The organism is Bifidobacterium sp. LH_512 (assembly GCF_056356435.1).
On the sequence record NZ_JBKEUE010000001.1, the window covers coordinates 696,194 to 710,602 of the forward strand.

The 14,409-nt window shown below is 56.6% G+C and carries 13 protein-coding genes; 10 read left to right on the plus strand and 3 right to left on the minus strand.

Translation table 11 applies throughout. The features are described from left to right. Window positions 1–44 precede the first annotated feature (44 nt). Entirely contained in the window at window positions 45–422 is a 378-nt protein-coding gene (locus AC1AWD_RS03060) for a transcriptional regulator (protein WP_476563592.1), read from the minus strand. A gap of 158 nt (window positions 423–580) precedes the next feature. Here AC1AWD_RS03060 and AC1AWD_RS03065 point away from each other — a divergent pair, with 158 nt between their 5' ends. Both AC1AWD_RS03065 and AC1AWD_RS03070 read left to right on the plus strand, forming a co-directional pair. Further along, complete coding sequence (locus AC1AWD_RS03065; RefSeq protein ID WP_476563594.1) at window positions 581–1,183, plus strand: M23 family metallopeptidase; 603 nt, start codon at window positions 581–583, stop codon at window positions 1,181–1,183. 150 nt (window positions 1,184–1,333) lie between these two features. Continuing rightward, window positions 1,334–3,148, plus strand: a complete 1,815-nt coding sequence (locus AC1AWD_RS03070; protein ID WP_476563596.1) for an AMP-dependent synthetase/ligase — start codon at window positions 1,334–1,336, stop codon at window positions 3,146–3,148. Window positions 3,149–3,248: 100 nt separating this feature from the next. Here AC1AWD_RS03070 and AC1AWD_RS03075 read toward each other — a convergent pair whose 3' ends face one another. Continuing rightward, entirely contained in the window at window positions 3,249–4,886 is a 1,638-nt protein-coding gene (locus AC1AWD_RS03075) for a type 1 periplasmic-binding domain-containing protein (protein ID WP_476563598.1), read from the minus strand. Window positions 4,887–5,028: 142 nt separating this feature from the next. Next, a complete protein-coding gene (locus AC1AWD_RS03080; protein ID WP_476563600.1) occupies window positions 5,029–6,246 on the minus strand; it encodes an NADP-dependent isocitrate dehydrogenase in 1,218 nt (405 codons plus the stop codon). Window positions 6,247–6,383: 137 nt separating this feature from the next. Between AC1AWD_RS03080 and AC1AWD_RS03085 the strand changes: the two genes are divergently transcribed. The 8 genes from AC1AWD_RS03085 (at window position 6,384) to pyrH (ending at window position 14,399) form a co-directional block, all read left to right on the plus strand. After that, on the plus strand, window positions 6,384–7,505 hold the full coding sequence (locus AC1AWD_RS03085) for a GuaB3 family IMP dehydrogenase-related protein (RefSeq protein ID WP_476563602.1): 1,122 nt from the start codon (window positions 6,384–6,386) through the stop codon (window positions 7,503–7,505). A 202-nt stretch (window positions 7,506–7,707) separates the two neighbouring features. Next, a complete protein-coding gene (locus AC1AWD_RS03090; protein ID WP_476563604.1) occupies window positions 7,708–8,256 on the plus strand; it encodes a hypothetical protein in 549 nt (182 codons plus the stop codon). A gap of 51 nt (window positions 8,257–8,307) precedes the next feature. Beyond that, the gene (locus AC1AWD_RS03095; RefSeq protein WP_476563606.1) at window positions 8,308–10,347 is read left to right on the plus strand and encodes an AMP-dependent synthetase/ligase; all 2,040 of its coding nucleotides are present in this window, start codon (window positions 8,308–8,310) and stop codon (window positions 10,345–10,347) included. A gap of 10 nt (window positions 10,348–10,357) precedes the next feature. Then, the gene (def, locus tag AC1AWD_RS03100) at window positions 10,358–10,840 is read left to right on the plus strand and encodes a peptide deformylase (protein WP_476563608.1); all 483 of its coding nucleotides are present in this window, start codon (window positions 10,358–10,360) and stop codon (window positions 10,838–10,840) included. Window positions 10,841–11,132: 292 nt separating this feature from the next. Further along, on the plus strand, window positions 11,133–11,939 hold the full coding sequence (rpsB, locus tag AC1AWD_RS03105; RefSeq protein WP_476563610.1) for a 30S ribosomal protein S2: 807 nt from the start codon (window positions 11,133–11,135) through the stop codon (window positions 11,937–11,939). A 75-nt stretch (window positions 11,940–12,014) separates the two neighbouring features. Continuing rightward, entirely contained in the window at window positions 12,015–12,866 is an 852-nt protein-coding gene (gene tsf, locus AC1AWD_RS03110) for a translation elongation factor Ts (RefSeq protein WP_476563612.1), read from the plus strand. Between the two features lie 208 nt (window positions 12,867–13,074). Continuing rightward, window positions 13,075–13,518 carry a PH domain-containing protein gene (locus AC1AWD_RS03115; RefSeq protein ID WP_476563614.1) on the plus strand — a complete coding sequence of 148 codons (444 nt, stop codon included), beginning with the start codon at window positions 13,075–13,077 and terminating at the stop codon, window positions 13,516–13,518. 134 nt (window positions 13,519–13,652) lie between these two features. Further along, window positions 13,653–14,399, plus strand: a complete 747-nt coding sequence (gene pyrH, locus AC1AWD_RS03120; RefSeq protein WP_476563616.1) for a UMP kinase — start codon at window positions 13,653–13,655, stop codon at window positions 14,397–14,399. Window positions 14,400–14,409 lie beyond the last annotated feature (10 nt).

Sequence of the window (14,409 nt, forward strand, 5' to 3'; positions counted from 1 at the left end):
GCCGTGAGATTTCGAATATCACGGCAGCCACACGCCTCACATAATCAATCCAAAGTGTCCAGAATATCGTCGATCAGCAGACGACCATGATTACCGCCCTTGCGCAATCGGGGAAAACGACGCAACGCATTGGCCGGACTCGCATCCGCGGCGCGCGCGACATTCGACTTGCTCGCCCCATGATTCACCGCATTCTCAGCCAAACGATCCACCAAAGAATCGGACACCTGACGAAGCCGCTCCGCAACCCACACCTGACTCAATTCAGAAGAAAGCCCATAATCCTCGGCCACTTCGCTGGCAGCCTCCTGCACGGCAGCCCACAACACCATAAAAGGCTTGCTGTAATACATGATCTGTTCCTGTGCATCCTCATCCTCCAGCAACCGCAACGCCTTACGATCAGACGTGTTGTCAAACATACGCAACTCCCAAACCAATCTCGCGACACGCCCGAAGCCTGTGGATAACTTCGTCTCTTCGTCCACAATAGCCACTCCGACTGGACGTACACAGCACAAACCCACAAACTGAAAACACGTGTGACAGGGGTGAAAAAGTCCAGCAAAAGGAGCGGAACGTGGACGACAATCAGCAACGCCGCCGAACACGCCAATACCAACAACACGAACAGCAACGTCAGCAACGCCGCAAACTACAAACGCTAACCATCATCTGGCTCATACTCATCGGCATAACGGCGGCGCTGGCCATCATCCCGTTACACACAACAACATGGGCGAACACCATCAGCGGCAACGATTGCCGAGCCACACTCATATGGCCAGTCATCTCGCCGCATGTCACAAGCGCATTCGACAGGCCGGAACAGCCATGGCTGCCAGGACACAGGGGAGTGGACCTGCAAGCAACCACCAACGATACCATCCTCGCACCAGACGACGGCATCATATCCTTCGCAGGCACAGTAGCAGGAAAATCAGTCGTCAGCATCAACCACGGCAACATCACCTCCACCTTCGAACCAGCAACAACCCACCTCAAAGCCGGAGCGCCCGTCACACGCGGCCAACACATCGCACAAATCAACGGCGGCTCCGACCACTGCGGTAACACATGCCTACACTGGGGCGTCAAACAAGGAACAGACACATACCTCGACCCCGAAACACTCACCACACCACAACGCATAGCACTCAAACCAATACACAACAGCTCATAGTCGGAAAACCAGCGCACAATCACACACATACGTTCCGCCACAGAGCCAAGCGTGTATGTCCGGAAAAACCAAAACACACATGCCTATAATCCCGCATAGCGACACGTCAGCCCCGCCGACGCCAACGCAACACCCATAAAGGAGCCGCATATGCGCAACGAATACACGCGTCCACTGGAACACTCCATCGACACCGACAACAACCTGTTCTCGATCCTTGAAGAACGAGCACAGCGCTCGCCGAATGATTCTCTGGTCGAATACAAGGATGCGCATGGTGCATGGCGGTCTTTCAGCGCCGCCGAATTCAAAGATAAGGTCATCGCCATCGCCAAAGGCCTGATAGCCCGTGGCGTCATGCCCGGTGATTCCGTTTCAGTAATCGCGCATACATGCTGGCAGTGGACCGCATTGGATATGGCCATCATGTCCATCGGTGCGTTGACCGTGCCTGTGTATGAGACAAATTCCCCAGCGCAGGTCAAGATGATCTTTAACGACGCCGACGTCAAAATGGCATTCGCCGAAGATGACGCTCAACGAGACAAAATCGAACTGATCCGCGAGGACTGCCCGTCTCTTGGTGACGTATACGTCATTCAGCTCGGTGCCATCGATACGCTTATCGAATACGGTCGCGGAGTCAGCGATGCGGAATTCTATGAGCGTGAAAAGTCCGTGCGAGGCGGCGATCTGGCGACGATCGTATATACGTCCGGCTCGACGGGAACGCCGAAGGGCATCGAACTAAGCCACGGCAATTTCATCTTCATCACTTATTCCGGCGTGCAGTCCATGCCGGATATCGCGATGAAACCGAACCGTCGTCTACTGCTGTTCCTGCCGCTCGCGCACGTATTCGCCCGCTATATGCAGTTCTTCTGCTTTGCCGGTAACGTGACGTTAGGCCTGTCCAGCAACCTCAAAACCATTCTGGCGGACTTCGCGGCATTCAAGCCGACTTTCATCCTGGCCGTGCCGCGAATCTTCGAAAAGATCTACAATGCGGCATCTCAGAAGGCGGGTGCCGGTTTCAAAGGACGTATTTTCGCCGAAGCGACGCAGATCGCTCGGGACTGGTCGCATGCGCAGCAGTCCGGTGAAAGCATTCCTGTAATGCTGAAATTCAAGCATGCGTTGTACAACAAGCTGGTGTATTCGAGCATTATGGATGTGTTCGGCGGCAGCGTGGAATACGCGGTTTCCGGCGGTGCCCCGCTTGACGCGTCCATTGCTCACTTCTTCAACGGCGTGGGCCTGCCACTGTTGGAAGGCTACGGCATGACCGAAACCTGTGCGCCGTCATGCGTGAACCCGACTGAAGGCTACAAAATCGGCACTATCGGCCTGCCATTGCAGGGCGTTTCCGTGGGGGTTGACGATGACGGCGAACTGTGCATCAAAAGCGCGGCCGTGTGCGTCGGCTACCACAATCATCCGGAAACCACTCAGTCGCAGATTGTTGACGGTTGGCTGCATACCGGCGACTTGGGGTCAGTCGATGAAGACGGCTTCGTCACCATCACCGGTCGTAAGAAGGATTTGATCATCACGGCCGGCGGTAAGAACGTGTCGCCGGGTGCTATGGAGGCTTCGATCATGACTTCGCCGGTAGTCAGCCAATGCGTTGTGGTTGGTGACCGGAAGCCGTTCATCGCCGCGATCATTTCCCCGGACTTGGCCGAAACGAATCTATGGCTCGCCTCGCAAGGCGCTGAAACCGTATCCTCTCTGGAAGAGGCGGCAAAAAATCCGATTGTACGCGCCGAAGTAGACCGTGCAGTGAACAAGGCCAATGAGCTGGTTTCGCGCGCTGAATCCATTCGCAAATTCGAAATCGTCGTAGACGAGTTCACCGAAGAGAATGGCTTGGTGACGCCAAGCATGAAGGCTCGCCGACAAGCGGTGAACGAGTATTACCGGGATCTGATCGATAATGTGATTTACGCTCCGGTAAAGCGTTGATTCGAACGGAGTGACTATCACGTCAGCATAAAGTTGTGGACGGTATCGATATGATTCGATGCCGCCCGCAACCGTCTTGCGATTAGCCGACGATACCGGGTCACAGTCCGGCGTCTGCCAATGAAATGTATCCCGGTTCGATCAGATCCGCTTTCAGGTTGGATGCGCTGACCGTCAAAGGGGTTTCGGAAACAAGCGCTACGTCCTTCACTCCGTTGACGGTCTTCTTGGTGATGAAAGACAGACTGGTCAAAGCGATTCCGTCGTTAAGCGACACGCAGACCTTGGCGGTGTCTGCCGCAAGCTGCTTGCGGTCTTCCAAGGCGGTCATCCACAGGTGGCCGTTGACGATTTCCGGCATGGAATCGATGTAGGCGCCGTATCCGGTGACAATCGGCCACTGGTCGTTTGCGTCGTTGTATTCCCCGGAATCGGTGTCTGCCGATTGATCTGAATTCGTTGAGTCATCCGTACTGTTTTCCGGAGCCTTAATAGGATCGGGGACTGCGGTCCTGTTGAGATCAGGCTTGCCGGTGATGTTATCGACAATGCCGGAAATGGTGATGGAAGGATTAATGTCCGCTGAAGAGCCGACATATCCCATGTCATGCAATCCGTCGATGACACTGGAGGCCACACGGTCGTTCACGGCGATGATGCCGTCGATGGTGGTGCGGTCTTTGCTGTCTTCCTCGGTGCACAGTCTGGTCGCCAGCTCCTGCGTCACCGCAGTGGAATCCTCTGCATCGAACAAGACGGAACGCCAGTCGTCATTGGTGCTATCGGCATCCAGTAATCCGGAGGGGCTGTACGCCTTACCTTCAGCGAAATACGGCTGCAACACTTTCCAAATGCCGCGGAACACATCCTGAGCGAATGCGTCCGAATCCATGTCGGTCGCACCTGCATCGGAATAGGGGAGCAACACTTCAATGGATTTCGGATTGTCTGAGCTGGCCTTATCCAAAGCAAGCTTGTTGACAAGCTGCTTCGCCTGTAGGTTGCCGATCTGCTCGGCGGCCGACGCCTGTACGAGTGCGTCAGGCGTGAATCCGTCGATGGTGTTCGACATCAGCACGACATGCATACCGGAATTCTGAGCCAGATTCAACGCGGACACCAAACGAGAGGCGGCGCTGATGTACTTGGCGGCATCGGATTCGACGTCATTGGCGTTGCCTGTATCGGTGCCGTCATTAGCGTTAATATCATCGGCGTCCCCGTCGTCATTGGTATTGTCGGAGCTGTCTACTGCCGCATTCTCGTCGTCGCTCCAATCGATATGACGACTGACATAATCACCGTATTGCTGCGCCGCGTCGTCGCTTTCATATACGGGTGCCACTACCAGCGTCACATCACCGGCGTCGGCCTTATCGTCGGAAATGCGCTTGACGACGTAATCTTGGACTGCTTGGCTTTGCTTCTCCAGTGTGTCGCTGGTATGCGTTGTGACGTCTCTCTGCTTGACATCCTCGTCTTTAAGCGCTGCGGTCAAGTCGGAGGTAAAAGCGTTCCACGTATTCAGCGGTGTTTGTTGTGAGATGGTAAGCACATCCGAAGGCGTGAAAATCGCGACTTCTCCATGATCGCTGCTTTTGGCGGAAGTCGTTGTCTGCTTATCGCCATTTGTCGATGTGCCGTTGGGTTTCCTGCAGGCACCTGATGCCAGAACCAGTCCCATGCCAACGATCAAAGCAACCAATCGTCTGAACGTCGCCGCGTTGTGCAATGCCATGTATCGACCTCTGCTGTATATGTATGGACATCGAATGCAGACATGATTTTAGTATCGGATATATAAAAGGTCTGATTCTCGCGTGTGGACACGCGAGAATCAGACCCTTCCAGTAGCAATGATTCGCGATGTTGCCGCGACGTCAGGCGTTCAGACGGCGCGCCAGACCTTCATCCAAAACGTTCATGAAACCTTCGGTGTCTTGCCATGGCTGGTCGGGGCCGATCAGCATGGCCAGATCCTTGGTCATCACACCGGATTCAACGGTTTCGATGATGGTGTGCTCCAGCGTGTCGGCGAAATGCGCCACTTCCGGCGTGCCGTCAAGCTTGGCGCGATGACGCAGACCACCCGTCCATGCGTAGATTGATGCGATCGGATTCGTGGAGGTTTTCTCGCCCTTCTGCCAGCGGCGATAATGGCGAGTCACCGTGCCGTGTGCGGCCTCCGCTTCAACGGTCTGCCCATCCGGCGTCATCAGCACGGACGTCATCAGGCCAAGCGAACCGAAGCCTTGGGCGACGGTATCGGACTGTACGTCGCCGTCATAGTTCTTGCAGGCCCATACGTAACCGCCATGCCACTTCAAGGAACTGGCCACCATATCGTCGATCAGACGATGCTCATAGGTCAGTCCGGCCTTCTCGTATTCCGCCTTGTATTCGGTTTCGAAGATTTCGGCGAAAATATCCTTGAAACGGCCGTCGTAAGCTTTCAGAATCGTGTTCTTGGTGGACAGATATACCGGATATCCGCGCAGCAGACCGTAGTTGAAGCAGGCGCGAGCGAATCCGCGAATCGACTCGTCCAAATTGTACTGCACCTGCGCCACGCCGGCGCCCGGATAGTCGAATACGACATGTTCGATCGGCTCGCCGCCATCTTCCGGCTGGAAGGTGATGATCAGGCGTCCGGCCGATGGCACCTTGAAATCCGTCGCTTTGTACTGGTCTCCGAACGCGTGGCGGGCGACGACGATCGGCTTGGTCCAACCTGGTACCAGTCGCGGAATATTGGAGATTACAATCGGTTCACGGAAAATAGTGCCGCCTAGAATGTTGCGGATTGTGCCGTTGGGGGATTTCCACATGCGTTTGAGACCGAATTCCTCGACTCGTGCTTCGTCTGGGGTGATGGTCGCGCATTTGACGCCCACATGTTCTCGTTTGATGGCTTCGGCGGCGTCGATGGTGACCTGATCGTCGGTGGCGTCGCGGTTCTCGATGCCCAGATCATAGTATTCAAGATTCACGTCGAGATAAGGCAGGATCAGGCGGTCTTTGATGTCTTTCCAAATGACGCGCGTCATCTCGTCGCCGTCGAGTTCGACGATTTTGCCTTCGACTTTGATTTTGGCCATGGGATTGCACTCCTCGCATGTTTGAAGATTACTGGCATCAGTATTAGCGGATGATTGTTGCGAGTGATGGCATATGTCCAAAATGACGTCCATTACTTGTTGCGTCGCTGTCATCACTCGGCACTAGCCTTAAAGGCATGTCTCAGGAAATTGAAATCGGTTTGGGTAAAAAGGGCCGCATGGCCTACTCCTTGGATGATGTTTCCATCGTCCCTTCTCGCCGTACGCGCGATCCTCAGGACGTGCGCACCAACTGGCAGGTCGATGCATACGAATTTGACGTGCCGGTGATCGGCGCTCCCATGGATTCGGTGACGAGTCCGGCGACGGCCATCGCGATGGGTCGTATGGGCGCGTTGGGCGTGCTGGATTTGGAAGGCGTGTGGACTCGTTACGAGAACCCGCAGCCGATGCTGGATGAAATCGCACAGCTGCCGGCTGAGGAGGCTACGCGCCGCATTCAGGAGATTTACGCGGAACCGGTCAAGCCGGAGCTCATCACACAGCGTCTGCATGAGATTCGCGATGCCGGGGTGACCGTTGCCGGCGCCCTGTCTCCGCAGCGCACGCAGCAGTTCTATTCGACCGTCGTCGACGCTGGCGTCGACCTGTTCGTCATTCGCGGCACCGTAGTGTCTGCGGAGCATGTGTCCACCGATCATGAGCCGTTGAATCTGAAGAAGTTCATCTATGATCTTGACGTGCCGGTCATCGTCGGTGGCGCCGCGAACTACACGGCTGCATTGCATCTGATGCGCACCGGTGCGGCAGGCGTGCTTGTCGGTTTTGGCGGCGGCGCCGTTTCCGCCACCCGTACCACGCTTGGCGTGCATGCCCCGATGGCGACCGCCATCGCCGACGTGGCCGAAGCCCGTCGTGATTACATGGACGAATCCGGCGGCCGTTACGTGCAGGTTATCGCCGATGGTGGCATGGGCACTTCCGGCAACTTCATCAAGGCGCTTGCCCTTGGTGCTGACGCCGTAATGCTGGGTGTGCCGCTGGCCCGCGCCGCGGAAGCTCCGGGACAGGGCAAGCATTGGGGAGCCGAAGCGCGTCACCAAACGTTGCCGCGTGGCTTCCGCACGGATGTCGGCACCGTCGCCCCGCTGCAGGAGATTCTGTTCGGACCGAGCCACAAGGCCGACGGCACGACGAATTTCATCGGCGCATTGCGTCGCGCCATGGCGTCCACCGGCTATGTGGACATCAAGAGCTTCCAGCGCTGCGGAGTTGCCGTAACCCCATATAATCGCTGAGAACATGGGCTTTTGCGACGATTTCGGCTGTGATTATTCGCAGTAAGGATCAGTGAAGCCGCAATCAGGTTTTCCACTTATCCACAGGAGCGTCTTTCGTATTTGACGAGAGACGCTCCTTTTGCGTACTACTTGAATCAAGCGCTTTTACATTGAGCGCGATACATGTCAATGCGGACATGAGAGAGTAAAGGAGACAGCAATGATGGGTGGATATTTTGAAAATCGGAGTGACGACATAGTGATTCAACCGGATGATGATTCGGGCTTCCATGTGCCGTTTTTCTCCATGGCAAGACGTCCGTTGCCTTGTTTCGACGGTTTTATCGTCGTCGAGCTGGCCAAGGAGCCGGTGCCGTATCATGTCGCATGCTGCTTTGAGAGCGACTGGAATCCTGACGACTGTCATGCGCTGATGATGAGTACATGCCGGATGGCGTGCAATACGACCAATATCGTGCGAGGGCGTATGCCGTTCGGTCGCATCAAGCAGGTGATGACGCCGTCATGCATCAAGAAACTCGAAACGATGACCTATTTGATGGATACGGAAATGCGCGACAGTCCCGATCTTAAGGTGCGTCTGCATTATCTGCCGGTCATTCCACGTATGATCCATGGCATGCTGGTCAGCGCAAGTACTTTGGAAATGACGGTGTACTTGTCCATCGGGCCGGACGACTACTGGGCCAACCTGGTGCTCAAACGTATGGGCAGTCGGTGGATGTGCACTTTGGCCGATGTCGGATGAGCATGCCGACAGCGTCGTGCGCTGCGTCATGCCGGGGCTATAGTTGAACGTATGACGTTGCGAGAATACATACCGGACCCTGGTTATGAGACCACCGAAAACGATACGGTCTACTCTTTACTGGCCAATCGTGCCGAAAAGACGCCGGACGATCCGATCGCCCAATGGCAGGATGAGCGAGCACAATGGCATACGGTGACCGCACAGGAGATGCTTCAGCGTGTGCAGGAGGTCGCCAAAGGCCTGCTTGGCCTCGGCGTGAAGGCCGGCAATATGGTCGTCATCTATTCGGCTACTTGCTATGAGTGGGGAATCGTCGATTTCGCATGCGCCGCCATCGGAGCGGTTACCGTGCCGATCTATGAAACCGATTCCCCCGCGCAGGCCGATTCGATTATTGACGAAATCGAGCCGGTGATCGCATTCGCCGGAGATGCAGCGCACGCACAGACGCTGGAACAGATTCGCGACGATCATCCGGGCTTGGAATATGTATTCAATTTCCAAGCCGACGGCTTGGACGCCGTTGCTGATTTCGGCCATTCCGTGTCACAGGAGGAGCTCGATCATGCGATTGAGGGCGTTCGTGCGGACGATATGCTGACGATCGTGTACACATCGGGTTCCACGGGACGCCCGAAGGGCGCGATGCTGTCGAATCGCAATTTCACGCATATCGTGCTCAACGGCTATGAAATCCTTGACGAAATGCTGTATCAGCCGAATCGTCTGATGCTTTTTCTCCCGTTGGCGCATTGCTTCGCCCGATACATTCAGTACGTCGCCATCGGCGGCCACGGCGTGGTCGGCTATGTTCCCAGTGCCAAACATCTGCTGGCCGATCTGCGCAGCTTCAAGCCCACCTATCTGCTGGGCGTGCCGCGTGTATTCGAAAAGGTATACAACGCCGCCTCGCAGAAGGCCGGTGCGGGTCTGCAAGGACGTGTTTTCGCCAAGGCCGTGGATCATTTCGTGCGTTGGTCGAAGGACGATCAGAACGGCGTGCGTCATCCGTTCGCTCAACGGCTGCAGCATGCGTTCTTCATGGAGACCGTAGGTAAATCCATCCGTTCCGCCCTAGGTCCCAACCTGCACTACCTTGCCTGCGGTGGCGCCCCGCTGAATGTTGATCTGGCGCATTTCTTCAACGGCATGGACGGCATCACCTTCATTCAGGGCTATGGCATGACCGAAACCGCTGCTCCGATGGTGGTCAATTGGCAGGACGACAATCGCGTCGGCTCGGTCGGCAAGCCAGGCCCCGGCATGGGAGCCCGCCTCGCCGACGATGACGAGCTCTTGGTGCGCGGCCCCAACGTGTTCCTCGGCTACTATCGCAATCCTCAGATGACCAGCGAAGTCAAGATGTCGGACGGTTGGCTGCACACCGGCGATCTGGCCAGCATCGACGATGACGGATTCGTCTACATCACCGGCCGTAAGAAGGACATCATCATCACCGCCGGCGGCAAGAACGTCAGCCCTGCCCCGATGGAGGACATCATCAACACCTGCCCGGTTGTTTCGCATGCGGTTGTCGTGGGAGACGGCAAGCCGTTCATCTCCGCACTGATCGAACTCGATCCGGAAATGACCCGCTCTTGGCTGGCCAATCAGGGATTGGACGCGCAGATGCCGATGGAACGCATCGCACAGAACGATGCGTTGCGCGCATTCATCCAACAGTACGTCGACAAGGCCAACGCAACGGTTTCGCGCGCGGAGTCGGTAAGAAAATTCGCGGTGCTGAGCGAGGAATTCACGCAGGATGCCGGAACGTTGACCGCCAGCATGAAAATGGTTCGTCCCAAGGTACTGCAACGCTATGCCGAAGTGATTGACAATGTGCTGTACGCGCCGAAGGATCCCGCTAAGCCGCTGCCTAAGACGGTGCAGCTGCTTGACAAAACCGCGGAGCGTTTGCAGCAGGCTTCGGAAAACGTTCGCCAGGCATCCGAAAACATGACCCCCAAGGTCCGTCAGGCGTTTGACAGCGTGCAGGAGAAAATCAAGAAGCAGTCCGACGATAACGAATCGGATACGGCCGACGCCGCGGCATCGCATTCCGCGTCGCGTCCGGAACAGCAGTGAGGAGACAATAGTGGCAATTCGTGAAATTCGCGTCGTACCTGACCCGGTTCTGCGCACCCCGTGCGATCCGATCAAGACAATTACGCCGGCGGTGGAACGTCTGGTTCAGGACCTGCTGGACACGGTGAACGATCCTGGTCGTGCAGGCCTGTCGGCCAATCAGATCGGCGTCAACCTGCGCGCGTTCTCCTACAATATCGACGGCAAAATCGGTTACGTGCTCAATCCTGTTCTGGAAGAGAAAAGCGGCGAACAGTACGGTGACGAAGGCTGCCTGTCCGTGCCGGGACTGTGGTACAAGACGCGTCGCGCCGACTATGCCCGCGTACGCGGCATCGATTTGGAAGGAAACGAAGTCGTTTTGGAAGGCTCCGGTCTGATGGGCCGCATGCTGCAGCATGAATGCGACCATCTGGACGGCCACGTCTACCTTGACCGTCTGGAGAAGGAAGAACGCCGCGCCGCGATGCGCATGATGCGATCGGGTCGCTGATTCGTGATTTCGCAGTTGATTTGCAGCTGACCGCTTGACGGCAAACAACACATGGCCCCGCCATTATCGAATGCGATATGGCGGGGCCATATGATATCGTGAATCCTCGTGTGTCATCCCGGCAAAGAGCGGAGTCGCAACCGTTCAAAGCCAACCGATATCGTCAACCGACACACAAAAATTCGCGCCATGCTCGCGACGACCTGTGTCGGTCGGCCGTCTCCGAATCGGAAAGGCTGCACGCAGGTACGCATGGCCAGGCAAGAACCGACAAGAAAGAGGTAGTAATACCATGGCTCAGATCAATATGAGCGATATGCTGAAGGCCGGCCTGCACTTCGGCCATCAGACCCGCCGTTGGAACCCGAAGATGAAGCAGTTCATCCTCACCCAGCGCAACGGCATCCACATCATCAACCTGTTCAAGTCCCTTGAGCAGATCGACAAGGCTTACGACTTCATCAAGGCCACCGTCGCCCACAACGGCACCCTGCTGTTCGTCGGCACCAAGAAGCAGGCTCAGGAAGCTGTGTCCGCTCAGGCCACCCGTGTGAACATGCCGTACGTTTCCGAGCGTTGGCTCGGTGGTATGCTGACCAACTTCCAGACCGTGTCCAAGCGTGTGAACCGTCTGAAGGAACTCGAAGAGATGGACTTCAGCGACGTTCGCGGCTCCGGCCTGACCAAGAAGGAGCTGCTGCTCCTCGAGCGCGAAAAGGACAAGCTGGCCAAGCAGCTGGGCGGTATCCGTAACATGACCCGTACGCCTTCCGCGATGTTCGTCGTCGACATCAACAAGGAAGCCCTGGCCGTTGAAGAAGCTCACAAGCTGGGCATTCCGGTCATCGCCCTGGTCGACACCAACGCCGATCCGGAATCCGTCGAGTACCCGATCGCAGCCAATGATGACGCCATCCGCGGCATCGAACTGCTGACCAGCCTCATGGCTGACGCAGTGGCCGAAGGCCTGCTGGAGCGTTCCGGCAAGGGCGCCAAGGCCGAAGGTGAATCCGAGCAGCCGATGGCCGCTTGGGAAAAGGAGCTGCTGACCGAAGGCGCTCCGGCCGCTGAAGCTGAAGGCGAAGCCAAGGCTGAGTGAAAACCTTGGGTATGATGGGAGGTGCACAACCTCCCATCATCCTGGGATAGGTAATTTTTTAGAGGAGACAAACCAATGGCAGCAATCACTGCAGCTCTGATCAAGCAGGTGCGCGAAGAGACAGGCGCCGGCATGATGGACGTTAAGAAGGCCCTGACCGAGGCTGAAGGCGACGTCGCACGCGCCAAGGAAATCATCCGCGCCAAGGGCATCCAGGCCGCTGGTAAGCGTGAAGGCCGTAAGGCTCAGGAAGGCACCATCGCCTCCACCGTCGTCGAATCCGCAGCAGGCCAGACCGGCTACGCCGTCGAACTGAACTCCGAGACCGACTTCGTGGCCAAGACCCCGAAGTTCGTTGATTTCTCCAACGAAGTGCTGGGCTACGCTGTCAAGGCTGAAGCCAACAACGCCGACGAGCTGCTCGCAGCCGCCGCCGAAAACGGCACCGTGAAGGAAGCCATCGAAGAAGCCGCCGCTCTGTTCGGCGAACATGTCAAGGTCGGCCAGTTCGCCAAGGTCGAAGGCCCGCACGTCGAGATCTACGCTCACAAGAAGTCCGCTGAGATGCCGCCGAGCATCGTCGCCATGATCGCCACCGACGAGGCCGGTGCCGCTGTGGCCCACGAAGCCGCTCTGCAGATCTCCGCAATGGGTGCTCAGTGGCTGACTCGCGAGGACGTCCCGGCTGAGGTCGTGGAATCCGAAACCCGCGTCGCCACCGAGAAGTCCCTGGCCGAAGGAAAGCCGGAGAAGATTGTTCCGAAGATCGTCGAAGGCCGTCTGAACGCCTTCTACAAGGAGAACGTGCTGCTGGAACAGGCCTACGTCAAGGATCCGTCCAAGACCGTCGGCGATTTGTTTAAGGAAGTGGGCGGCCAGGCTGTGGCCTTCGCCCGCGTCGAGGTCGGCAAGGGCGAAGCTGAGTGAACTGACGTTCATTCCTCTCGTCTGATGTGACAATTGCACGTAAAGAGGCTACGCATCGTAATGATGCGTAGCCTCTTTACGTTACATCAATCTCCGGGGTGCCGTAAAGACGCAATCAACACACTCCGGACTTGAATAGTCGAAGACCGCATCATTGACGGGTAATCTGGAGTGGACACTCCATGTCTAATGATGGGAGGGACAACGAATGTCCAAACTAGCAAACGGCAATATATTGTGGCGTCAACGAAAACGCAACTGGTGTCGCACGCCATTCACCTTCACCGTATATACACTGACCGATCAGGAATTATCGATTAAAAGCGGCATCCTCAATGAACGCTTCAATTTGATCAAACTGTTCCGCATCGTCGATATCAGTATTGAACGCACATTGCTGCAGCGCGTGTTCGGCATGTCGACATTGGTGCTGAACACGCGGGACAGGTCGTCTCAGGACGGCGTCGTCCGCTTGACGAATGTCATCGACGGGTTCGCGATTCGACAGCTGCTTCAGGAAGCGGTTGACCAATCACGCCGCGCAAACGGCATGACGGCACGTGAATTCATCGATGGTGGTGCGGGATCGTACGCCGGCGGCGCGTATGACGGTGAGTACGGAGATTCCTACGGTGATGATTCCGAACAATGATTGATGTCCATCGTCGCATTGTTGATTCACCCGGCGGCAAATGCGATGTCAAGGATTTTCTCTCCACTGTCTTCGTTTGCAGATAGTCTGAGAGACGGTAATTTTCGTGGTTTTTCAGGCAAGAAAGGCTGTGTATGACTGGCGAAAACACATCCGGCAAGCCCCGCAGGGTTTTGCTGAAGCTGTCTGGTGAAGCGTTCGGCGGCGGCAGCGTCGGCATCGATACGAAGGTGGTGCGTCGCATCGCCGAAGAAATCGTACCGGCGGTTCAGCAAGGCGTACAGGTCGCGGTCGTGACTGGTGGCGGCAACTTCTTCCGCGGCGCTGAACTGCAGCAGGCAGGTATCGATCGATCCCGCGGTGACTACATGGGCATGCTCGGCACGGTGATGAACTGTCTGGCGTTGCAGGACTTCCTGGAGCAGGAAGGCCAGGCGACCCGTGTGCAGACCGCCATCACGATGGGACAGGTCGCCGAGCCGTATATTCCGCTTAAGGCCATTCGTCATCTGGAAAAGGGACGTGTTGTGATTTTCGGCGCCGGTGCCGGCATGCCGTACTTCTCCACTGACACGGTGTCCATTCAGCGTTCTCTTGAAATCCATTGCGATGAAGTGTTGATGGGCAAGAACGGCGTCGACGGCGTGTACACCGCCGATCCCCGCAAGGACCCGCAGGCCAAGCGTTTCAAGACTTTGGACTACAACCGTGCGCTTGTCGACAACCTCGCGGTGATGGATGCGTCCGCGCTATCCATGGCCCGCGACAACAAGCAGTGCATTCGTGTGTTCGGTCTGGAAGAAGAAGGCAATGTGACTCGCGCCCTTGTCGGAGACAATATCGGCACTTTGGTGTCCTCGTACGATGCGACGCTTGCCTGACCACGTTGAA